Consider the following 21495-nt stretch of genomic DNA (forward strand, 5'->3'; position numbering starts at 1 on the left):
AGAAATCGTACAAATCAGACCTTCCCCTTTCAATTTTGTACTAAAAATACTTCTTTACATCGCATATAGCCCTCTAAAAAATTCTCATTTTTGCTAATTTAGCTCAGGTTAAAAGATTGAATATGCGCCTACCCAAGTACAAATTCCAGCTCTATTGAGAATATGCAAAAAAAACATATACGTAATATATTACATTTTTTAATGTGAAGCTGTAACGGTTTTAAGAAAAGCTTGATAAATAAGGGTTTTGGAAGTTTAAATTGGCAGAAAAATTACCGGGATTACTTTATGGTATCTTAATAACTTTATTTAAGATATATTTCTGAATTTTAAAACCAAACAACTTTTTTGAATAGCATAAAATTATCCTTTAGAATAAGTTACTGTTAAGGCGTTCAGCCAATGGAAATTCGAATTAACCATTTTTAAAAAATAAAATTTGCTTACTAATAAAGCTAAATGGTAAATAAGGTAAATAAATTTGACATCTTTTTGAAATGAGGAGGGGCTAGAGAAATGAGAAAAGTTATAAAACAACAACTTGCTGGTGTGTTGCTTATCCCAGGCCTATTAGGCGCGGTTGGATATACCGTTGTTAAAGCGGCGAGTGAAGACGAAGCAGGTACTAAAACGACACAAAAAACTTTACAACCTGTTGTTGTTCCTATAGGGGGCTTTCCTACTTTCGAGGCTAAGTCGTCTGATGCTATTGCTACCTCAGAAGTCTCTAGTTTAAGTAGTAGTGAAACGTCAACTAGTCAGAATGACTTTTCAGGAATTAGTCCAGCTATTGCAGTCTCAACATTTAAAGATAGTTACAGTGAATTAGAAGCAGATAGTGATGTACTTCATATTCATACGAAAGCTCATGGTAATGGTACCGGAGTACTACAAGCATATCGTCAAGAAATAACGATTGATCCTGAGATTGCAAAGGAATTCTTTAGTACTGATAATTATAAACAATATATTCACGGTACAGCTTATCGGACTAAAGATGCAGTTTGGCCTTTTGATGGGACGAAAGAGTATGATATTGCTACGGAACTCTGGGGTAAAGGCAGTTGGATTTATACTGGTGATACAATGAATTACGACAGTAAGGCAGGCTGTATTTACTTTAAAACCTCTCAATATACAGTACAACTTGCTTCCGGTGTAGATATGGAAGTGGATATGTACATCGACTTAGGTCAATGGTCGAAAGATACAGGAAAACTGATTGAAAGAAAAGACAACTATAGTATCCAAACTAAAACAGATGCGAACTCAGCAGCGCTAGGATTCACTAGTAAAGTTGTTGGATCGGTGGCAAGTGATGGGATTGAAGATTCGTGGATTGAAAATCCTGTTGAGCCGACCACACTCTATTACTTGACCGAGAAAAATTCTTACTTTTATGGGAATGGTCTCCAAGATGAAAGTAATGAGCACCCTACAGATTATGATATTGAACTTTCTGTAAATGGTATTCCTTATAAATACGTTCAAATGGCAACTGCAGACGGTGGAACCAATGCGCGAGGTGAAACCATTAAAAAAGGCGACTGGGACTTTGATTTCGGGAGTTATCTGAATGAAGGTGATGTGGTAACAGCACGAGTACGGGGACGTGAGAGCGAAGAAAATAGTAGTGGAGTTAAACCAACCAAATACTCTACAATTGCTTATCCGACTGATGCAACTAACATCATCTCTTGGAAAGATTGGAAAGTAGAAGAACCTACAATGCCTATCCTTTATGAGGATGACTTGATTATAGCGCTTCATACTCCTGTACAAAATCAACAACTTGGTCGAACTTATAAATTAATTGTCACCGTAAATGATGAAGAAGTTTATAACAAACCAGTGAAAGATGATATGGATGTCAATGTTCCGTATCTTAGTGGTTTGGTAAAAGGTGATGTGGTCAAAGCCAAGATTGTAGGCTCACAGGACGGAGAAGAAGATAAAGAAAGCAGTTCAATTAGCACCACGGTTATTACCCAAGCCGATGAAACTTATGATAACTGGCAAGTTCAAGATGCTGTAATTAATGGTCCCTTATATGAGGGAGGAACGGCGATTTCGGGATATGTTCCTATTCAAAACCGTGCAGTTGGACGTAACTATGACTTAGAAGTTTATCTTGGTGATGAACTGATCATTGATCAAAAGAATATAGACGTAGCTTTGAAGACTTATTACTTTAGCTACGCCCTGTCAGAATTAGATACTGATCAAGAGCGTGCTTTGGCTTATGGGGATAAGATTAAGGCAGTAGTGATTGGCCACCAACCTGATGATACAGATGAAAAAGGCAACGTCACGGCCAAATACCCTGATAAGCAAGCTACTTCTACCCTCACAGTTGCTGAAACTACTGGTTATGAAGACTGGTCAGTAGCACGTCCTACCTTAGACCCTATGAAAGATACCGATACAGTGATTACTGGAAATATCGGAAAGCAAAATACAGATGCCGGTCGAACCTATGAAGTGGCTTTATCTGTTGATGATGAAGATCCTATTTATGTGACACCAGCGGAAGATGGGACATTCAAGTTAGATGATGTGCACTTGCAAGAAGGACAAGTTATCACTGCAAAAGTGATTGGTCATCAAGACAAACGCGAAGATAAGGTTAGTGAAGAAACGCAAGCTACAGTCGGAGATGCTACAAATTATAAGGGTTGGAAAGTTGAGAAACCAATCGTTGATGATTTGGATACCACGGATACTGTAATTACGGGGAATATTGGTAACCAAAATAAGGACTATGACCGTAATTATACCGTTGAAGTTTTTGTGAATGGAAGTTCTAAAGGCCAAGCTAAAGTGGAAGACGATGGTACATTTACCTCGGATAACTTAACCTTATCCGAAGGTGATACGGTAACCGCTAAGGTAACTGGACATCAAACAGGGAAAGAAGACAAGTCTGAAACTTCTGATGAAATGGTTGTTGTGCATAAAGTAGCCTACGAGGACTGGAAGGTAGAACAAGCAACTATCCATGAGCTTACAGCTGGAAAAGTTACAATTAGTGGGAATATCGGTAATCAGAATAAAGATTTCGATCGAAATTATGAGGTGGAAATTTTCGTCAACGGTAATTCGAAAGGCCAAGCAACCTTGCTAGAAAATGGTACTTTTACTACCAAAGCGCTTCAACTGGCAAAAGGCGATGAGGTGCAAGCCAAAGTAATAGGACATCAAGAAGGAAAAGAGGATAAGACCTCACTCTCAGAAATTGTCGCTGTCTCCGGAACTGAAGGAGGGAACCGTGTTGATTCAACGGGTATGATTACCTTTATTCCTGGTGATGAGACAACTAATCCCGGAGTTGTAGATCCTGAAAATCCTGGTGGGGGTGTGGAACCTGAAATCCCAGGTGTCGCTGGCTCTATCGCTTTAGACTATGCTTCTGATTTGGATTTTGGAACACATAAGATTTCTACCACAGATTCGACTTATTATGCCTCAACAGATAAGACGACTGGAGGAGCTGATTTTGTAGCGATGCATGACCTTAGAGGAGCAGGCGAATGGTCGATCACAGTAACGCAAAGCAACCAATTTACTAATCAAAGAGCAGTAGAGCTTAGTGGTGCACAAATCAGCTTTGAAAAAGCTATTGCAGTGAATACGGGAATTGAGACAGGTGTTGGTGCAGATATGCCGAGTGCCGTTAATATTACAAATCTTATGATTGGGTCACCTTCTCTGGTTATGTCCTCTAATGAAGCAGGGAGCTATGGGACATATGCTACAAAATATGGTACAAAAAGTGATTATTTAGGTAATGAAGAGGGCGGTCCAATTTCATTAAGTGTTCCAGCAGGTGCTGCACAGGTTGGGGATTATCAAAGTACGTTAGAGTATTCACTCAATGTCGTGCCAAATTAGTTGATAAAGAAGGAAAAAATGAGTAAACCATACAACAAATATAAAATATATTTATTTCTAATGACACTGTTGATAGTCGCTTTTGGAACAAGAGTTGCTCTTGCTGATGGGGCCAACTTTAATGTCGTTCCTAATTTACCAGAAAATCAAATTTCAAAGAATTCTGGGTACTTTGATCTCCTTATGAAGCCAGGAGAGAGTCAAGAACTGACAATCAAATTATCCAATACGACTTCAAAAGCAATTACTGTTGATACAACGTTTTCTAATGCCACTACTGCCGATTCAGGACTTGCGGTATATGTTCCTAGTACAAAACCTAAAGATAAATCACTGGTCCGTGATATCTCAGATTACGTCACAATAGATAAACAAGTTAAAATACCTGCAGATTCAACGGTGGAAGTTAAAGCTAAAGTGAAGATGCCCGAAGAAAGCTTCAAAGGTGTGATGGCGGGTGGATTCACTTTCAAACAAGTGGAAAGTGAAACAGATCAAGCTAATTCGTCAAAAAAGACTTCGGTTACAGTGAAGAATGAATATCGTTATGTTATTGCATTGGTCATGCGACAAAGTGAAGAAAGTGTAGCGCCATCTTTGGCCCTCAATACAGTAAAAGCCTCTCAAGTCAATAGCAGAAATGTGATCCAAGCCAATCTTAGTAATTCGGCTCCTGCGTATTTAAGCCAACTTAACGTCAGCTCAACAGTAACTTCGAAGACAGATTCTCAACTAAGCTATACTTACAATAACTCTGCGATGCAGATGGCACCAAACTCAAACTTTGATCTAGCTATCCCTGTTTCTAAACAAGGTGATTTAAATGGTGGCTCATCAGCAGCCTTAAAACCTGGTAAGTATCATTTACATCTCATTGCCTATGGTGAAAAATCAACAGATGGAAAATATGAAACAACTGTTGATGGCAATAAGGTGAAATATAAGTACAAGTGGGAATTTGATAAGGACTTTGAGGTGACAAGTTCAGAAGCCGAAAAATTGAATAAGACTGATCCAACAGTTGAAAAACAAAACTTCAATTGGCTTATTGTCATTGGTATCATCATTATCATCTTACTTATTATTTTAATTTTTCTTCTTTTCAAAAAAAGAAAAAAGGAAGATAAGGAAGAAACTAAAAAGGATAATCACAATTTTAAATAAATTGAGAATATAAATTTTAAACAGAATGGAGAAAGTACCGACAATTTAAATTTATAAAATCGTCAGGGTAATTCGCCCATCGTATTGCAGAGTATTTGGATTTGAACCCAAAAATACTTAAAAATAAAAACAATTGTTCTTAAGAAAGGAACTTAATATCATGAAAAAACTTATTACTTATTCAACAATGACATTGTCTGCCTTTGCATTACTTGGAGCTGCTTCTGTATCAGCAGATAGTATTGATCAAAACACTTATGATTCTGAGGGAACTGTAAGCTTTACTCAAGCGCCAGAAACTTCTAACCCAGGAGTTATTGACCCAGAAAATCCTGGTGGAGAAGTAGACCCAAATATCCCTGGTGTTGAAGGAACTATTGCTTTGGATTATGCTTCAAATTTAGATTTTGGTTCTCATGAAATTTCAACTTCTAGTTCGACATATTATGCCTCAAAAGATGAAAATACAGGCAATGCTGATTTCGTAGCAATGCATGACCTTCGTGGTGAAGGAACATGGGCAGTTACTGTAACACAACTCGGACAATTCACAAATGGTACAAATGAGTTAAGCGGTGCGCAATTAAGCTTTAATTCTGCAACACCAGTTTATACTGCAGAAACATCAGGAACAAGTGCTTATATGCCTACATCTAATAATATTTTAAATTTAGCAGTCGGAACTCCTGAAACGGTTATGACTTCAAATAGCCAAGGTAGTTATGGAACATATGCTACAAAATACGGTACAGCAGATGATTATACAGGTAATGAAACAGGCGGTCCTATTTCATTGAGTGTTCCTGCAGGATCTGCTAAGGCGGGAACTTATACAACAACTTTAGAATATTCTCTTAGTGTTGTTCCTGAAGCATAAGGTGTAATAAAAAATAATTTTGAAGTGAAATAATTTGGATATAACCAATTATTTCCTTTTTTGAAAAAGGGGATGGATCCTCCCTTTTTCAAAAAAGGAAAGCCAACTAAAGAGAGCAGTAGAGGCAAAGAATGAATAAAAGATTTAAATTTAGTTTGATAGCTGCGAGTGTAGTCATATCTGGTTTTCTAGCAAGCCAGTTTAAGTCAAGTGAAGTAGAGGCAGCAACTGCTATTTCAGGAAATTTATCTCCTGGACAAAGTTTGGATACAGGTAATCATGAACTTGATAGTAGTTTTCAACAAAATGTAGATAGCTGGATTGCGCTCGCTGGAGATGGAAGCTGGTATAAGTGGGATCCTTCGGGGAATAACTATTTCTGGCTAGCTAATACCAAAAAAAATTCTTGGGTTTATCATGTCTTAGATGCAACCATTGATTTTTCTAAACCGGTAAGCATCAGCACCCCTTTCTATTATGATAACGCATTGCAGTGGCTATATGGTGATGCGGCCGGTTTCTTTCTTACGCCTGCGAGTACTGAACAGATAAAAAGTAACGCGCCGAGTGCTACAGGTCAATATCTTGGTATACAGGGATTAAAAGATTCCTACTTCCTAGGGCGTGATCTTTATTATAATGGGGGATTTGATGGAACTACGAGTACAAATGTTGGTCAAAATACCGCAGAAATACGTAAGACGGATGAGGAAGGTAAATTAGAATATTCAACGACTTCAAGTGTTTCATGGGAACAATTTTCGGCTCCACTTGCTTTAAAAGGTAATGGTATTCTTGGTGGGGTATTGACCTCCACTGCTTATAAAGGGGCTGAGACTCTTCGTTTGACCTGGAACAATGTGATCGATAACGGTGATGGAACTTATACGGGAGATTTAAACTTACAATCAATACCTGATGCAGACTATAATAATAATGGTACTTATAATAATGCAGGAATATCACGGAGTGCTACCTTATCCCGCAATATGACGTTTGGAACATTGGCAATTACTGGAACTAATACAGGGGTCATTCAAGAAGGGAATGCGACATCCGCAGCATCCTTTAGTGCTACTCGTGGGACCGAAAATGTTACCATAAAATATATAGATGAAACGACGAATCAGCCGATCAAGAATATTAGTGAGTCAACGGTTATAGCAAATACGGGTGACACTATAGGTGTCACTAATGGTGATGCTAACAGCACTGACGATTACACCTATGGTGCTCCTCAAATTAGCCACTATACTTTTTCTAGAGGAGAGTCTTTGAAGGTCCTAAATGATGATTCCACTACTGAGGTGGATAACGTTATTAATGTTTATTATACACCGGACCAAGAAACGGCAACCTTTAAAAGTTACTATTTGAGTGAAACTCCCGGAACTGGTCAAGTGAAGGATGAGGTGACTGGCTTGCTTGGAGGGTTACCAAGTGCTTCTCAATCCGTGATGAATGGTATCGCTCCTGAACTTTCTGAAACACAAACGGTACAAGGTTATTATGATTCAACTATTAATGAGGTACCTGACATAAAAGTGCCTGATGGTTACGAACTTGATCATGTTGTTGGACCAGACGGGGCAGCGGGAAAAACTTACTCTGATTTGGCTTCCGCATTAGCAGCAAATCCTGACTATACCGATCTTACTGAAAATAGCTGGGCGAATTACTTTAGTCTGTACTTTAAGGCTAAAAAAGCTAAAGTAACCTTTTCTTATCACTATATAGATGAAACAAAATCAAATGTACCAAATTTGCCTTCTGCTTTTAGCGAAGAAGGCGTCACAGGTGGTGTTATTAATGATGTGAGCAAAAGTTTGCCAGAAGTTCCAAAGGGGACGACGGTACAGAGTGTGACGGGTCCCGACGGGAAGTCATACAGTAGTCTTACTGCAACGCTCGCACAAGAAGCTAACAAATATTATCAAGTTTCAACGCTTAATTTTATTTTTAATGTAGAGGCTCCTCCCGCTTCTGTTCTGGTTAATCAGGTTCCTATCCTTGATTTTGGTTTTCAGGAATTACAAGCTGATGGGATTTACGAGATGATTCCAAATGATGTCTTACAGGTCACAGATGACACTTACACGAATGAGGGGTGGTCTGTCACAGCTCAAATGACACAACAATTTACCGCTGAAGATGCTTCAACTTTATCAGGGGCCATTCTTAACTTCACCACTGGAAGCATTACGCCTGAGGAGGGGAACAGCGCGAGTGCACCTAGTACAAGTAAAAATTTCACTTTGGATGAAGGAGCAGGACCAGTGTCAATTTTTTATGCCCCGAAAGAAACAGGGCAGGGGACTTGGAACCTCGATTTCTCTAATGTTTCGTTAGCAACAAACGGTGCTTCACTTTCTGTAAATAAAGCATATGAAGCAACCATTGAATGGTCGATTAATGATGTGCCATCTTAAGGGGAAATAAAAAAGAACTCTATTAGAGTTCTTTTTTATTCAGTTTAAGAATTAATTTTTAGCCTAAGGTTGTAGTTAACATGATATTTTACAGTTTTCATAAAAAACAAAAGCTTGCAAGTATTTTGCTTGTGAAAACGATAACGTGTTGCGGGACACTTTTTTTTGATGTAGAATAACAATATAACGTAGAGGGAAGCTTGGATAGAAGCAGTTATTTCTGTAAAAAGCTAACCACTTTGAAATACAAGAGGATGCAATGAATTTAGGGACACACAATAAAAAATATTTTATCAGTTTGACGGTAGTGGGATTTCTCGTTATCAGTATATCTTTAGCTATCTATAACAAGCACGCTTACAGCGAACAAGTATTAGAAGACAAGGCAAACGCGCAACAATTGGAAACATTTCTTGAGCATAAATCAACTGCGGTAACTGCAACAGCTTTAAAAGATAAAAATTCGTATACAGCAAAAGATGTTGCCCAGGCAAGTAATGAGTTAAAACAGGATTTGAAAATCGTACTTAATCATAATAATCCACAGGGGAGAAATCAAAAATCAAATTCTACAACGCATGTTAAAGCTAGTGTGGGTTTTTATTCAAAAAAATAAGAGAAAACAGATTTATTGGTATAAACTCAGGACATAGCAATAGGTTTGCTCATGAATGGTTGCTTTTCACTAGTAGCTAATGTTGCTGATTCTATTTTTTTAGAGGAGGACAAAGAGAGTGAAAATGTTTCTCTAAAATCCATATTGAACATTAGTGGTAGAGTGTGGTATACTAGGTCATTATGACAAGAAGAAATATTTTGAAAGCTCGGCGTATCGTGGTTAAAATTGGGACGAGTTCGCTCATTTTGCCGAATGGAAAAATTAATTTATCGAATATTGATGAACTTGCATTTGTCCTAGCCGACTTGAATAATCAAGGATATGAAGTGATTCTAGTGACTTCTGGTGCTGTCGGTGTTGGCTTGAATGTCTTGGGGATGGAGAAGCGGCCAACAGTGATTGCACAACAGCAAGCTTTAGCCAGCATTGGGCAAGTAGAACTGATGAGTTTATACACACAGATGTTTCATCGTTATTCTCAAAAAGTATCACAGTTACTTCTGACACGTGATGTTACTGACTTCCCGACGAGCCGTGAGAATGCTCAAAATGCTTTAAATGCTTTATTAGAACTGGATATTATTCCTATTATTAATGAAAATGATGCCATTGCAGTGGATGAGATGGATCATCAGACAAAGTTTGGTGATAATGATAAGTTGGGCGCCATTGTTTCTAAATTGGTGGGTGCTGATTTGTTAATTATGCTTTCGGACATTGATGGTTTGTTCAATAAAAATCCCAACATCTATGATGATGCGACAATTTTTAAGGAAATTCATGACATTACTGATGAATTACGTCAGATGGCAGGTGGAGCTGGTAGTCGCTTTGGCACAGGGGGAATGACATCAAAGCTTGCTGCTGCGCAAATCTTATTTGACAATGGCCAAGAAATGGTTTTGACTAATGGGGCACGTATCCGAGAAATTCGTGAGATCGTAGCTGGCAAAGAGATTGGGACTTATTTTTCACAAAAGGTATAAAAGGTACGAAGATGATAGAAGAACTTGGGGCAAAAGTAAAAGAAGCAAGCAAGTGCCTTGCGAAGTTACCTACTGCTGATAAAAATAATTTTTTGCGCCAATTAGCAGAAGCTTTGCTTGCTAATGAAGTACGGATTTTAGGTGAAAATCAAAAAGATTTAGCGCGCGCAAAAGAGCATGGCATCTCCGAGATTATGGTAGATCGCTTACGTTTAGATCACAAACGAATTGAGGCTATGGCGATAGGTTTACGTCAAGTAGCTGATTTGCCAGATCCAATCGGGCAAGTGATGCAAGGTTTCACAAATTTAGAAGGTTTAAAAATCATACAGAAGCGCGTGCCTCTGGGAGCAGTCGGCATGATTTTTGAGAGTCGTCCGAACGTCACCATTGATGCTTTTTCGCTTTGTTTTAAAACAGGGAATGCAGTTCTTTTGCGAGGTGGTTCTGATGCACTACACACGAATCTTGTTTTGGTTGAGATTATTAAGGAAAATCTTATTAAAAGTGGACTGACAGCTTCGTCAGTAGAACTTTTAGCTGATACAAGTCATGCAGAAGCTGAAAAAATGATGCAAGCGGACCAATTTCTTGATGTGCTCATCCCGCGAGGCTCAGCCCGCTTAATTAATACGGTCAAGGCGAAAGCCACAGTCCCTGTAATTGAGACTGGAGTTGGAAATTGTAGCATCTATGTGGATGAATCTGCTGATCTGGAGATGGCTGTTAATATTGTTATTAATGCAAAAACACAACGTCCGAGCGTCTGCAATGCGGCAGAAAGTCTGGTGATCCATCGTCAAGTTTTGAATGAATTTCTACCCAAATTATACGAAGCGATCAGGCAAGTTCATCCCACAGAGTTTCGGGCTGATGAGCGGGCACTGACCGCCCTGTCAGCAGTGAAAAATCCTCAGAATATTGTGCCAGCTACTGACGAAGATTATGGTACAGAATTTCTTGATTATATTTTATCTGTCAAAACGGTCGATACTTTAGAAGAAGCTATTGAACATATTAATCGATATTCAAGTCGACACTCAGAAGCAATCGTCACTCGAGATTACTTTAATGCCCAAAAGTTTCAGGATGAAATTGATGCAGCAGCAGTTTATGTGAATGCCTCAACACGTTTTACGGATGGTTTTGTTTTTGGACTTGGTGCAGAAATCGGAATTTCCACTCAGAAATTGCATGCACGAGGTCCGATGGGACTTGAGGCCCTGACTTCAACAAAATTTTACATCGATGGAACGGGACAAGTTCGTTAATTTTCTTAAAATAAAAACTCACTTCGGCTAGAAAGTGAGTTTTTTTTACTGACAGAGCTGTCAGTAACTTTGTAGCTTAAAGAACTGAGCCTTTTTCATATTTGAGGTGGGTCAAATGTTCAGATGTTGTTTCGTCAAGCTCAATAGCTGACTGACAGACTTTATTGCTTTCCAGAACTTGGCGTACTGCGATTTTTGCGGCAGTAAATTCGACGTCATCAGGGATGAGAATATGGATCATCGCAGCATTTTGTTCGCCATCGATTGACCAAATGATAAGTTGTGTTACTGCGCGAACTTCTGGTAATTGTTCCAGTTCAATCAACAAACGACTGTAATCAATATCTTCAGGAACAGATTCTAGTAAAATACGCAGCGTCCCCCAAAATTTAGGGATGGCCTTCGTCAAAATGAAAAGTGCAATTGCAATTGAGAGCAACGGATCAAGCCAATACCAGTCAACAAAATGGAGGGCAATAGAGACAATCAAAACGCCTAACCAACCTAGTACATCCTCTAACGCATGAAGATTAAGGATGCTTTCGTTGCGTGAGGAGCCTCTGGCTAATAACCAAGCTCCAAAACCATTCGCTACAATGGCGAAAATAGCGAGTCCTAACATCCCCGTCGCTTTGACGGGCTGAGGGTCAAAAAAGCGAGGAACAGATTCAAAAAGGACGATAAAACTTCCGGTGATCAAGATGACACTCGTTAGGCTGGCGCCTAGAAGACTAAAGCGCTGATAACCAAATGAAAAGTGACGATCCTCTGCTCGTTTTGAAAATTTTTGGAAAAACCACGCCAGACCGATTGCTACAGCATCCTCCGTATCATGAACTGCATCAGACAGGATAGCCGTCGAATTAAACAAAAAACCGAAGATAAATTCGAGGATAGCAAAGAAAAAATTCAGGATAAAAACAATCGTTACATTTTGCGAAACCAGATGTTCAAGTGTTTCATTCTGGGGTTCTTCTGGTTTAACGGATTTAAATTTCTTTCTCACTTTCTCCTCCTTGCTCGTTTAAATGCTCGGCAACATCTTTTAAAAGATGAAGAATATGACGGTCATATAGACAATAAGTGACAGTTTTTCCTTGTTTTTCATTAGTTAGAATACGGGCACTTTTAAGTAGTTTTAACTGTTGACTCACCAAAGATTGTGAGAGTTCTGTCTGCTGAACTATTTCATTTACCGTCAAATTATCAGAGGCGAGGCTGGAAATTATCTTCAGGCGCCCTTCATTTGAGAAAAGTTTAAAAAAATCAGCAAGTGCTTTTTCATTCATCATATAAACATATTATAATATTATAATATGTTTGTCAAGCGAGAATTAACTATTCCAGAAAGGAATAAAAAGGAAGAAAAATTGAATTGATAGCGTTCAATAAAATTGCTACAATTTAAACGTTGTTAAATAACGTTTATTAATAAATATTCGAAAGGGGCTTATTATGCCAACAGGTATCATTATTGATGCGCTTGCCGTTTTACTCGGTGGATTAATTGGGGGTGGGATTGGAAAATATATTCCAGATGATTTTAAAGTCAAGATGAACATGATTTTTGGAGTCTCCTCTCTCGTCATGGGAACTTATGCTATCGCTCCAATGAAAAACATGGCGGCAGTCATTTTTGCTGTAATTTTAGGAACGTTACTCGGAGTAATTATCCATTTGGGGCATCTAGTTGATAAAGGGGCAATGGCTATGCAAGGTTTGATTTCAAAAATCATGCCTAATAGCGGTTCTACTTTAAATGAGGAGGATTTCAAAGCTCAGCTTGTCACAATTACAGTCCTCTTTTGTGCTTCGGGAACAGGTATTTTTGGATCGATCCTCAATGGTTTCACTGGAGATTCTTCAATACTAGTGGCTAAGGCCATTCTTGACTTTTTCACAGCAATGTTCTTTGCTATTGAACTCGGCTATGTAGCAGGCTTTATTGCGATTCCCCAATTTATTTTCTTCATGATTCTGTTTTTTGCAGGAAGCTGGATTTATCCTTTGACTACTCCAACGATGATCTTTGACTTTAAGGCAGCTGGTGGGGTGTTGATGTTGGCAACAGGATTTAGAATGTTAAAACTCAAGATGTTTCCCTTGGCTGATATGCTTCCAGCGCTCATCTTGGTCTTTCCATTGAGCTGGTTGTGGACAAATGTGATTAATGTGATTTTAAAATAGAAATGAGTGTAAGCTCATTTTTTTTATAAAAATTTTAAGCTATAATAGGCATATGGATATAAGAAAAATAGAATTTTTTGTTGATTTAGCAAAGACTTTGGATTATACAGAAACCGCAGAACGGCTCTTTACTACGCAAGGGAATGTCTCGAAAGGAATTATTGCCTTGGAAAAAGAGCTTGGTGTGCGTTTATTTGATCGTGCTCATCGAAAAATTACGATTTCAGAAGAAGGAAACCTAGCCTTAGGTTATGCTCAACGCCTTTTAAAAGATTATCAGGAGCTTCAAAAAGTACTCAAAGGCTATAAAAAGCAACAAGAACAGCACTTGACAATCTTTTTTATTCCTACGGCACCTGATTATCAAGGTTTTGGAAAAATTTCAGCATTTATTAAAGCTCATCCTGAAATTGATGTAGAATTAAAGGAAACAGAAGCCAATGCTATCGAATACTGTTTAGAACAGGAAAACAACGCAGTTGCTTTTGCAAGGACTTGGGAGTCTGCGCCAAAAGATAGGTGGCTTTTGAAAACAGAAGCGGATGAATTTGCTGTTATCCTTCCTAAAACTCACCCCCTTGCTGAGCATGAGGAAATTCAAATTGAAGAGCTTCAAGGGATACCTTTTTTGCTTCAAAATGAAAGTTCTTTGATCTACCAGAAAGTCGAAGAACTTTGCCACCAAGCTCATTTTGAACCCGAGGTCGCCTATACCGGCGTTCGAGTGGAAATTCTCATGAAAATGGTTGAAAAAGAGATGGGAGTAAGTATATTGATGAGAAAAAGTGTTGAGCACCAACTTAGTGATAAAGTTGTACTCCGTCCGCTCACTCCTAATAAAACAAGCCATTTATCTTTCATTGCAAAGAAAAATCAAGAAGTTGCCGTGCTTAAAACGTTTTGGGACTATATTCAAACCCATTAAATCTCAACTATTCCAAAATGGAATAAGGCCTTCCCAAAATTGAATTGATTTCCCTTCATAAAGCCCTTAAAATAAAGTTATCAAAATAAATGGAGGGTTCAAATGAGCAATCAACCTTGGGACTTGCGCAAAGTCCTTGATGAATTAAAAGAAATTCCAGATCAATATCATGAAACAGATGTGGAAGTTGATCCTGAAGCAGAGTTATCAGGCGTCTTTCGGTATATTGGAGCAGGAGGGACAGTTGAACGTCCAACAAAAGAAGGACCTGCGATGATGTTCAATAAAATCAAAGGTTTTCCAGGTGCCCGTGTTTCTATCGGTACCATGGCTAGTCGTCGCCGAGTAGGACAAATCCTTCACAGTGATTGGAAAACGTTAGGACGTCATTTAAAAGAAGCGGTTGAAAATCCTGTTAAACCCGTTAAGGTTTCGAAAAACGAGGCTCCCGTCCAAGAGGTTGTTCATTTGGCGACAGATGCTGATTTTGATATTCGAAAATTGATTCCGGCACCTACAAATACGCCTGATGATGCTGGTCCTTACATTACGATGGGGCTGGTACTTGGCTCTGACCCAGAAAAGACAATGTCTGACGTTACCATTCACCGGATGGTTTTGGAAGACAAGGATACCATCGGGATGTATATTATGCCTGGTGGACGACATATTGGGGCCTTTCAAAAAATGTTTGAGGCTAAAAATGAGCCCATGCCAGTAACAATTAATATTGGTTTGGATCCCGCTATCTATATCGGAGCAACTTTTGAACCACCAACAACTCCACTTGGTTACAATGAGTTGTGGTGTGCTGGAGCTCTACGGCAAGAACCTGTTCAAACCGTAGATGGTGTGGCTGTGAATGAAGTGGGACTTGCTCGCGCAGAATATGTCATTGAAGCAGAGATTTTACCCAACACCACCATGCAAGAGGATATTAATACAAATACAGGCTATGCGATGCCAGAGTTTCCAGGATACAACGGGGCAGCCAATCCTGCGGTTAATGTTTTAAAAGTAAAAGCTGTAACGCATCGAAAAGATCGTCCTATCATGCAAACAACCATCGGTCCATCAGAAGAACACGTTTCTATGGCTGGTATCCCTACCGAAGCCTCAATTTTAGAGCTGACGGATAAAGCAATCCCAGGTCATGTTTTGAATGTTTACAATCCACCAGCAGGCGGTGGGAAGTTAATGACCATCATGCAAGTTAAAAAATTCTCTGTTAATGATGAGGGGATACAACGTCAAGCGGCTATTCTTGCCCTCTCTGCTTTTAAAGAATTAAAAACGGTTATTTTAGTGGATGAAGATGTGGATATTTTTGACATGAATGATGTCGTATGGACACTTAATACACGTTTCCAAGGGGATCAAGATGTAATCGTCATTCCAGGAATGCGTAATCACCCACTGGATCCTTCAGAGCGTCCAGAGTACGATCCGAAATCTATTCGGGTGCGTGGAATGAGTTCAAAAACAATTTTGGATGGAACATATCCTTATGATATGAAAGAGGTCTTTAAGCGTGCCCCCTTCATGAAAGTTGAGGACTGGGAAAAATACTTGAAATAAGTGGGGGGAGAGTAGAGCGATAGGCTTTCTCTTAAGGTAAAAGAATGAAAAAAAAGATAGTTATTGGTGTTTCAGGTGCCTCGGGATCTATTTATGCGATTCGCTTGCTTCAAGTATTAAAAGAAATACCTGAAGTTGAGGTTCATGGAACAGTGAGTGACTGGGCTTATGAAAATATTCGACTTGAAACAAATTTGAAAAAAGTTGAAGTTAAGGCTTTGTTTGATGTATATTACAATGCACGCGATATGGGAGCTAGTATTGCGAGCGGAAGTTTTCTCCATGATGGGATGGTAGTAGTACCTAGCAGTATGAAAACTGTTGCTGCGATTGCGCATGGTTATTCAGATAATTTGATTGCAAGAAGTGCGGATGTTTGTTTAAAGGAAGGAAGAAAACTGCTCCTTGTTCCAAGAGAAACACCACTTTCTACACTTCATTTGGAAAATTTATTAAAACTATCACAAATGGGGGTTCGTATTATTCCTCCAATGCCTGCTTTTTACAATCATCCTGAAACGATTGAGGACATTGTTAACCATACTGTTATGAAGATTATGGATCAGCTAGAAATTGAAAATCATTTATCAAGAAGGTGGACAGAAGATGCCTGAAATGAAACAGTTTGAAGCAATTGAGAATGATTTTATCCTCACAGCTAACCTTAGGGTGATCGGTACAGATGTTGTGATAAGTATTGAAGGAGGAACTCACCCCCATGTTGGTGCGGTTACTATGCTGACCGCTAGTGAAAAATTAACAACGCATACCTTTCCAAGCCATGATGGGCGCCGTCATAAAGATGGTGCTTTAGGAGAGAATGTGGCCCATATTTTGCAAGACGTTTTGCAGGGAAGTGCAACGATAACTGCGGGCGTTCATTTTGATGGTATTTCTTGGGAAGGAATCCAAGTTTGTCTGGAGTTAAGTAAGAAACTTGGGATGCAGCTCAGGACATATCTTCAAGCGTACGAGTATGGAGGAAGTGCTCCGCTCTATCAAAAGCTTCCTCCGAAAGAGCAGTGCTCGGAAAAATAAATTTTTGACAAATTTTGAAATCTTTGCTATAATCGTTCTAACCTTTAAGAGTGTCCAGAGAGGCAGGCAAGGTCAGAAATAAAAATGTAATTTAATGGTGGAGACTATCCACTTTCTGATACTATACCTGCATTCTCTTGGAATGCAGGATTTTTTTATGCTTGATGAGCAGCTTGCCTATGGAGAAGTCAGCCAAAACACTTTTGAAGCAAGACCACATAATTAATAGTGTTCTGTCAGTTACTGACAGAGCTGTCAGAAGAAAGGAGCCGGGATGGCTAAGAAAGAGATTATTGATGAAATCACGATGAAACGTGCAATTACACGGATTACCTATGAAATCATTGAGCGTAATAAAGAATTAGACAAATTAGTCCTTATTGGAATCAAAACCCGTGGCGTTTATTTAGCTAAACGCATTCAAGAACGCTTGCAACAACTTGAAGGCTTGGAAATTCCATTTGGAGAGTTAGATACTCGTCCATTTCGTGATGATAAACAAGCTCAGGAAGATACGACAGAAATTGACATGGATATCACTGATAAAGATGTAATTTTGGTTGATGATGTGCTCTACACTGGGCGGACAATCCGTGCAGCCATTGATGGCTTAGTCAAACTTGGTCGCCCAGCGCGCGTTCAATTGGCCGTGCTTGTAGACCGGGGACATCGTGAATTGCCGATTCGTGCAGACTATGTCGGTAAAAATATCCCAACAGCTCGTGGCGAAGCCATTATTGTTCAGATGAACGAACATGATGGTGCAGATAGTATTTTAATCAAACGTGAAGATTAAAAAACGCACTGACCAGCCTGTCAGTAGACGGATAGCAAGGAGAAAACAGTGAACGATAATGATATTATCTTAAAGGTAGATGAGAAACCAGCCCCAAGTCAGTGGTTTGGACTCTCGTTTCAACATTTATTTGCCATGTTTGGCTCAACCGTATTAGTTCCAATTTTAGTTGGGATTAACCCAGCCATTGCCCTCTTGAGTTCTGGACTTGGTACACTTGCACACATGAGTGTTACAAAATTTAAAGTGCCAGCTTACATGGGTTCAAGCTTTGCCTATATTGGTGCGATGACCTTACTGATGAAAAACGGCGGGATGCCAGCTATTGCTCAAGGGGCAATGACCGGTGGATTGGTTTATCTGATTGTCGCTTTAATTGTAAAATTTGCAGGTAAAGGCTGGATTGACAAAGTTTTACCGCCAATCGTCGTTGGGCCAATCGTTATGGTCATTGGCTTATCGCTTGCTCCAACAGCAATTAATGATGCCATGTACACGGATGTTGCAAATCTGAAAGGATACAGTTTAGCTTATATCATTATTGCCCTCATCACTGTGTTATCTATTGTCATTTACAGCATTTATGGCAAAGGATTTCTGTCAGTTGTTCCCATTTTACTTGGAATCATCACAGGTTATGTTGCAGCATTGATTATTGGTAAGATTACAGGGATGAACATTGTTTCATTCACTGGAATCTCACAAGCTAAATGGCTGACCATTCCGCCAATGGAAATTCCATTTGCCAATTACAAATGGGCCTTCTATCCGTCAGCAATTTTGACCATGGCACCAATTGCTTTTGTCACAATGACGGAGCATTTTGGCCACATTATGGTTTTGAACTCATTAACGAAAAAAGATTACTTTAAAGAACCAGGTCTTGAAAAAACTTTGGCTGGAGATGGAGCTGCTCAGATTATTGCAGGTTTCTTGGGGGCACCGCCTGTGACCTCTTACGGTGAAAATATTGGAGTTATGGCAATTACAAAAATTCATTCGATTTATGTTATTGCCGGTGCCGCAGTACTTGCTGTCATTGTTTCATTCATTGGGAAAATCACGGCACTCTTGCAATCCATTCCAGCACCCGTGATTGGTGGTGCATCAATTGCCCTTTTTGGAGTAATTGCAGCTTCTGGTTTGAAAATTTTGGTTGAAAATAAAGTTAATTTTGATATCAAACGAAACTTACTAATCAGCTCAGTTGTCCTTGTTATCGGGATTGGCGGAATGATTATTAATATCACTCAAAATTTACAAATTTCATCAGTAGCCATCGCGACAATTCTTGGGATTGTTTTAAATCTTGTCTTGCCAAAAGAAACGCAGGAAGTTTAAAGTTTTGATTTACTGACCGACGTGTCAGTAAATTCATGATTAAAAAAATTTTGGTGTAACTAAAGAAGCGTTTAAGACATCAGAAAAAAATGTTCATCAGTATACTGACAGAATTGTCAGTAATGATATTGTCAAAAAATCGATGTGACAGAGAGCACACGGTTAGGGTAAAGGAGACCTAAAATGTCAGTAAAAAATGGTTTAGTCCAATTGTCAAATCTCACAAGCATGGAAGCACTCACTCAAGAAGAAGTGATGGGCTTAATCAAAAGAGCTTCTGCTTTTAAAGCAGGGACAGCAGTTTTTGAATTAGAAAAACAGACTTTTGCTTCCAATCTTTTCTTTGAAAATAGCACAAGAACGCACCACAGTTTTCATATCGCTGAGCGAAAATTGGGACTTGATGTTCTTGAATTTGATGCACAAGCCAGTTCTATCAGTAAAGGGGAGACGCTTTATGACACGATTTTGACCCTTGATGCTCTTGGTGTGGAAATCTGTGTCATCCGTTCAGGAGTGGAGCATTACTATGAAGAATTGGTTAATTCTGAAAATATCCATTGTGCTATTGTTAATGGAGGTGATGGATCAGGACAGCATCCAAGCCAATGCCTTCTTGATCTGATGACCATTTATGAGGAGTTTGGCAAATTTGAAGGATTAAACATTGCCATTTCTGGAGACCTGACACACTCACGCGTTGCTAAATCAAATATGATGATGCTCAAAAAACTCGGCGCGAAGCTTTACTTTACAGGACCTGCTGCTTGGTACAGTGAAGAATTCGATCAATATGGCCGCTATGCTAATATTGACCGGATTCTTCCAGAGTTAGATGTTCATATGCTCTTACGTGTTCAACATGAACGTCATGACAGCAGTGAAAGTTTTTCAAAAGCTGTTTATCACAGTCAATTTGGTCTGACGCAAGATCGTGCAGCCGCCTTGAAACCAACAGCTATTATCATGCACCCAGCTCCCGTTAACCGCGATGTAGAAATTGCAGATGCACTTGTGGAGTGTCCTCAAAGTCGTATTGTTCAACAAATGAGCAACGGCGTTTATACTCGCATGGCCATTTTAGAAGCTATTATTGCCGGAAAAAAAGCATAGCACGCATTGTTTGAGATTATGCTTTAAAATAATGTAGTGGGCCGAAAAAGAAAAGGGAGAAAAATGAACAAAAGACTCTTAATCTTAGAAGATGGGACCATATTTGAAGGGGAAGCGATTGGTGCAACACTTGATGTGACGGGTGAATTGGTCTTCAATACGGGGATGACTGGTTACCAAGAATCGATTACTGACCAATCCTATAATGGGCAAATCTTGACTTTTACCTATCCAATGATTGGCAATTATGGAATTAATAGGGATGATTACGAATCTATTCATCCAACCTGTAAAGCAGTTGTAGTGAGAGAAGCAGCACGCCGCCCTTCAAATTGGCGGATGAAAATGTCTTTAGATGACTTTTTAAAATCAAAAAATATTCCAGGAATTACAGGGGTTGATACGCGTGCTATTACAAAAATTGTGCGTGAGCATGGCACGATGAAAGCCTCATTAGTACAACCACTTGATGGCGTAGAACACCAAATGAGTCAACTTCAAGCTACTGTTCTTCCTACTAATCAAGTAGAAACAAGTAGTACAGTCACCGCCTATTCTTCACCAAATTCAGGAAAAAAAGTTGTAGTCGTTGACTTTGGACTCAAACACAGTATTTTACGAGAACTCTCTCAAAGAAATTGTGACCTTACTGTAGTTCCTTATAACACTCCAGCCCAAGAGATTCTGGGTATGTCACCAGATGGAGTAATGCTGACCAATGGTCCAGGGGATCCTACCGATGTACCCGAGGCCATCGCCATGATCCAAGAGATTCAAGGGAAGGTTCCCCTATTTGGGATTTGTTTAGGCCACCAACTCTTTAGCTTAGCTAATGGCGCCACAACATACAAGATGAAATTTGGACACCGGGGCTTTAACCATGCGGTTAGAGAAATCGCAACGGGGCGTGTGGATTTCACCTCTCAAAACCATGGCTATGCGGTTTCCTCAGAGGATTTACCCGAGGATTTGATGATTACTCATATCGAAATTAATGATCAATCTATTGAAGGAGTGCGCCATCGCCATTATCCCGCTTTTTCTGTACAATTTCACCCAGATGCTGCTCCAGGACCACACGACGCAAGCTATCTTTTTGATGATTTTATGGATTTGATGGATAATTTTAAAAAATAAAGTATTGTTAGGACTGACTTTGTTGATGTTGAGCTTTCTTAAAATCAGAAAAAGTAGCAAAAATAAGAACCTGTTTTCAGAGCAGGTTCTTTTTTATCAGCTATTAAGTGCCTCGAGAATGTCTTTTTCACTTTGTTGTTAAC

General features: G+C 39.2%; 18 protein-coding genes. 16 read left to right on the forward strand and 2 right to left on the reverse strand.

What is annotated here, in order from left to right:
* The first annotated feature begins 516 nt into the window (after window positions 1-516).
* From JKP71_RS04300 to JKP71_RS04330, 7 genes are all read left to right on the forward strand, one after another.
* On the forward strand, window positions 517-3891 hold the full coding sequence (locus tag JKP71_RS04300) for a WxL domain-containing protein (RefSeq protein ID WP_200407155.1): 3375 nt from the start codon (window positions 517-519) through the stop codon (window positions 3889-3891).
* Window positions 3892-3951: 60 nt separating this feature from the next.
* Entirely contained in the window at window positions 3952-5055 is a 1104-nt protein-coding gene (locus JKP71_RS04305; RefSeq protein ID WP_200407156.1) for a WxLIP family cell surface protein, read from the forward strand.
* 160 nt (window positions 5056-5215) lie between these two features.
* Window positions 5216-5932: a WxL domain-containing protein gene (locus tag JKP71_RS04310; protein WP_082272308.1), complete on the forward strand. Its 717-nt coding sequence runs from the start codon at window positions 5216-5218 to the stop codon at window positions 5930-5932.
* A 131-nt stretch (window positions 5933-6063) separates the two neighbouring features.
* Window positions 6064-8361, forward strand: coding sequence for a WxL domain-containing protein (locus JKP71_RS04315; RefSeq protein ID WP_200407157.1), 2298 nt, complete (start codon window positions 6064-6066; stop codon window positions 8359-8361).
* Between the two features lie 259 nt (window positions 8362-8620).
* Window positions 8621-8977: a hypothetical protein gene (locus JKP71_RS04320; protein WP_200407158.1), complete on the forward strand. Its 357-nt coding sequence runs from the start codon at window positions 8621-8623 to the stop codon at window positions 8975-8977.
* A gap of 182 nt (window positions 8978-9159) precedes the next feature.
* Window positions 9160-9966: a glutamate 5-kinase gene (gene proB / locus JKP71_RS04325; protein WP_075525414.1), complete on the forward strand. Its 807-nt coding sequence runs from the start codon at window positions 9160-9162 to the stop codon at window positions 9964-9966.
* Between the two features lie 11 nt (window positions 9967-9977).
* Window positions 9978-11237, forward strand: a complete 1260-nt coding sequence (locus JKP71_RS04330) for a glutamate-5-semialdehyde dehydrogenase (protein WP_200407159.1) — start codon at window positions 9978-9980, stop codon at window positions 11235-11237.
* A 76-nt stretch (window positions 11238-11313) separates the two neighbouring features.
* On the opposite strand, the gene JKP71_RS04335 is transcribed toward JKP71_RS04330, so the two are convergent.
* Both JKP71_RS04335 and JKP71_RS04340 read right to left on the reverse strand, forming a co-directional pair.
* Entirely contained in the window at window positions 11314-12243 is a 930-nt protein-coding gene (locus JKP71_RS04335; RefSeq protein WP_200407160.1) for a cation diffusion facilitator family transporter, read from the reverse strand.
* Window positions 12227-12529, reverse strand: coding sequence for an ArsR/SmtB family transcription factor (locus tag JKP71_RS04340; RefSeq protein WP_075525416.1), 303 nt, complete (start codon window positions 12527-12529; stop codon window positions 12227-12229). Before JKP71_RS04340 ends, JKP71_RS04335 begins: the two co-directional genes overlap by 17 nt.
* 163 nt (window positions 12530-12692) lie before the next feature.
* On the opposite strand from JKP71_RS04340, the gene JKP71_RS04345 reads away from it, so the two are divergent.
* From JKP71_RS04345 to JKP71_RS04385, 9 genes are all read left to right on the forward strand, one after another.
* Window positions 12693-13424 (forward strand): DUF554 domain-containing protein, encoded by a 732-nt coding sequence (locus JKP71_RS04345; RefSeq protein WP_200407161.1) that lies wholly within the window; start codon window positions 12693-12695, stop codon window positions 13422-13424.
* Between the two features lie 52 nt (window positions 13425-13476).
* On the forward strand, window positions 13477-14349 hold the full coding sequence (locus tag JKP71_RS04350) for a LysR family transcriptional regulator (RefSeq protein ID WP_200407162.1): 873 nt from the start codon (window positions 13477-13479) through the stop codon (window positions 14347-14349).
* Window positions 14350-14451: 102 nt separating this feature from the next.
* The gene (locus JKP71_RS04355; RefSeq protein ID WP_075525419.1) at window positions 14452-15927 is read left to right on the forward strand and encodes a UbiD family decarboxylase; all 1476 of its coding nucleotides are present in this window, start codon (window positions 14452-14454) and stop codon (window positions 15925-15927) included.
* 44 nt (window positions 15928-15971) lie between these two features.
* Complete coding sequence (locus JKP71_RS04360; protein ID WP_200407163.1) at window positions 15972-16541, forward strand: UbiX family flavin prenyltransferase; 570 nt, start codon at window positions 15972-15974, stop codon at window positions 16539-16541.
* On the forward strand, window positions 16534-16965 hold the full coding sequence (gene lpdD / locus JKP71_RS04365; protein WP_196756715.1) for a prenylated flavin chaperone LpdD: 432 nt from the start codon (window positions 16534-16536) through the stop codon (window positions 16963-16965). Before JKP71_RS04360 ends, lpdD begins: the two co-directional genes overlap by 8 nt.
* Before the next feature lie 274 nt (window positions 16966-17239).
* Window positions 17240-17761 (forward strand): bifunctional pyr operon transcriptional regulator/uracil phosphoribosyltransferase PyrR, encoded by a 522-nt coding sequence (gene pyrR, locus JKP71_RS04370; protein ID WP_075525421.1) that lies wholly within the window; start codon window positions 17240-17242, stop codon window positions 17759-17761.
* A 48-nt stretch (window positions 17762-17809) separates the two neighbouring features.
* The gene (locus JKP71_RS04375) at window positions 17810-19102 is read left to right on the forward strand and encodes a uracil-xanthine permease family protein (RefSeq protein WP_200407164.1); all 1293 of its coding nucleotides are present in this window, start codon (window positions 17810-17812) and stop codon (window positions 19100-19102) included.
* Window positions 19103-19285: 183 nt separating this feature from the next.
* The gene (locus JKP71_RS04380; RefSeq protein WP_075525423.1) at window positions 19286-20215 is read left to right on the forward strand and encodes an aspartate carbamoyltransferase catalytic subunit; all 930 of its coding nucleotides are present in this window, start codon (window positions 19286-19288) and stop codon (window positions 20213-20215) included.
* A gap of 63 nt (window positions 20216-20278) precedes the next feature.
* Window positions 20279-21352 carry a carbamoyl phosphate synthase small subunit gene (locus JKP71_RS04385; RefSeq protein WP_200407165.1) on the forward strand — a complete coding sequence of 358 codons (1074 nt, stop codon included), beginning with the start codon at window positions 20279-20281 and terminating at the stop codon, window positions 21350-21352.
* The last annotated feature ends 143 nt before the right edge of the window (window positions 21353-21495 follow it).

Origin of the sequence: Lactococcus taiwanensis, assembly GCF_014905395.1 — a bacterium.
GTDB classification, from domain to species: Bacteria; Bacillota; Bacilli; order Lactobacillales; family Streptococcaceae; genus Lactococcus; species Lactococcus taiwanensis.